The organism is Thauera sp. 63, from assembly GCF_000310165.2.
In the GTDB taxonomy this organism is placed as follows: Bacteria; Pseudomonadota; Gammaproteobacteria; order Burkholderiales; family Rhodocyclaceae; genus Thauera; species Thauera humireducens.
The window spans coordinates 1-1,695 of record NZ_AMXC01000073.1 but is presented as its reverse complement, the minus strand read 5'-3'; the positions used below and the strand labels follow the sequence as shown (position 1 = coordinate 1,695).

The following is a 1,695-nucleotide window of genomic DNA, read 5'->3' as shown; positions in this document are numbered from 1 at the left end:
ACCCCGCCACGGCGTCGACAGCCGGCGTGGTCACCGCCGGCGACCGGGCTGCAGGCGCCGCATCCCCCGGCGCCCGCGCGTCGCTCACCGCGACCGCCTCGCCAAAACCCTGCCCGTTCCACGCCAGCTGCGCCGCACACTGGGTACGGGCGTCGCTGCCGGGGCCGCAGGCCGTGCCCTGGCGCGCGATCTGGACCTTGGCCGGCTTGCCGGCGAGCACCCGGTAGGCGATGAGCTGGTCGGAATAGACCCGGCGCGCCGCGTTGCGCGCGTCGACGACGAAGATATCCACCCGCCCCACGCCGCCCTGGCGGAACAGACCCGGGCGCCCGACGCAGTTGTAATCGCCCTCCGACAGCAGGTAGTCGAGCCGGCCATCGCCAGTGAAATCCTGCGCCACGACGAAGCGCCCTTCCCCCGCGCGCCCGCCGGCCGCGGCACAGCGGCGGTCGAGATCGTTCATGTGATCGAGCACCACGCTCGGAATGGGCGGACGTGCCTGTGCGAACGCGACCGAAGACACCCAGACGCCAAGGACGAACGACAACAGTTTTCTGGACATGGCGGCGACCTCCGGGGCTGCTTCTGCAGCCTAGACGCCGCACCGGGTACGGGCAAGGCGCCCGCCCGGGCGCGCCTCAGCGCATCTCGCCGCGCTTCACGAACACATAGTGCTTCGTCACCGGTTCCAGCACCTCGAACACGCCCTTGAAACCCGCCGGAATCACGCAGGCCTCGCCCGGCCCGAAGACGCGCGCCAGCCCGGCTTCGTCGGTGATGCGGATGCGGCCGGACAGCACGTGGAAGAACTCGTCGGTGTCGTCGGCAAAGGCGATGCGCCACGCCCCCGGCGCGCAGGACCACAGGCCCGCGGACATGCCGTCGCGCTCGAAGTGGTTCCAGGTCGTGCGCAGCGGATTGCCGTCGACCAGGCGCTCGGGGCGCGGGTGGTCGACGCTGGCGGGGGTATCGGCGTGGGCGAAGGCGGTGAGGGTCTTGTGCATGGCTGCGGAAGGACTGGATCGTGAGCCGAATTCTAGCCTTGCGCCACACCGCGTCAGGGGCGACACTGCGTCGCCCTCATCGACCACGCAAGCCAGAGACACCGCAATGGACCTGCCCGCCCACCAGCTCACCATGACCGTCCTGATGACGCCCGACACCGCCAACTTCTCGGGCAAGGTGCACGGCGGCGCCATCCTCAAGCTGCTCGACCAGGTCGCCTACGCCTGCGCCGCACGCTACGCCGGCCACTACGTCGTCACGCTCAGCGTCGATCAGGTCATGTTCCGCCAGCCCATCCAGGTCGGTGAACTCGTCACCTTCCTCGCCTCGGTCAACCACACCGGCAACTCGTCGATGGAAGTGGGCATCAAGGTCATCGCCGAGGACATCCGCGGCAAGGTCGTGCGCCACGTCAATAGCTGCTTCTTCACCATGATTGCGGTCGACGACGATGGCCGCCCGACCAAGGTGCCACCACTGGAACCCCACACGGCGGACGAACGCCGCCGCTTCGCCGAAGCCGAGGTGCGCCGCGCGATGCGGCGCGAGATGGAGCGCAAGTTCGCCGAGGTGCACGGCGGGGAGTGAGCGCCGATGATTGAAAGCCGAGCGTGCTACGGAACGCAGGACTGAGCACCGCGCTGCGCGCCGTCGGCCGGCTCACTCCCCCGCCGCAACCGGCTTTCGCCC

Annotated in this window: 2 protein-coding genes and 1 pseudogene; 1 reads left to right on the top strand and 2 read right to left on the bottom strand. The window is 69.7% G+C overall.

The window, feature by feature from the left end:
- A pseudogene (locus C664_RS19980) lies at nucleotides 1–562 on the bottom strand (hypothetical protein); the annotation flags it as partial.
- A 76-nt stretch (nucleotides 563–638) separates the two neighbouring features.
- Nucleotides 639–1,004 carry a cupin domain-containing protein gene (locus tag C664_RS19975; RefSeq protein WP_004294546.1) on the bottom strand — a complete coding sequence of 122 codons (366 nt, stop codon included), beginning with the start codon at nucleotides 1,002–1,004 and terminating at the stop codon, nucleotides 639–641.
- Nucleotides 1,005–1,110: 106 nt separating this feature from the next.
- Here C664_RS19975 and C664_RS19970 point away from each other — a divergent pair, with 106 nt between their 5' ends.
- Nucleotides 1,111–1,593 carry an acyl-CoA thioesterase gene (locus C664_RS19970; protein ID WP_004294545.1) on the top strand — a complete coding sequence of 161 codons (483 nt, stop codon included), beginning with the start codon at nucleotides 1,111–1,113 and terminating at the stop codon, nucleotides 1,591–1,593.
- The last annotated feature ends 102 nt before the right edge of the window (nucleotides 1,594–1,695 follow it).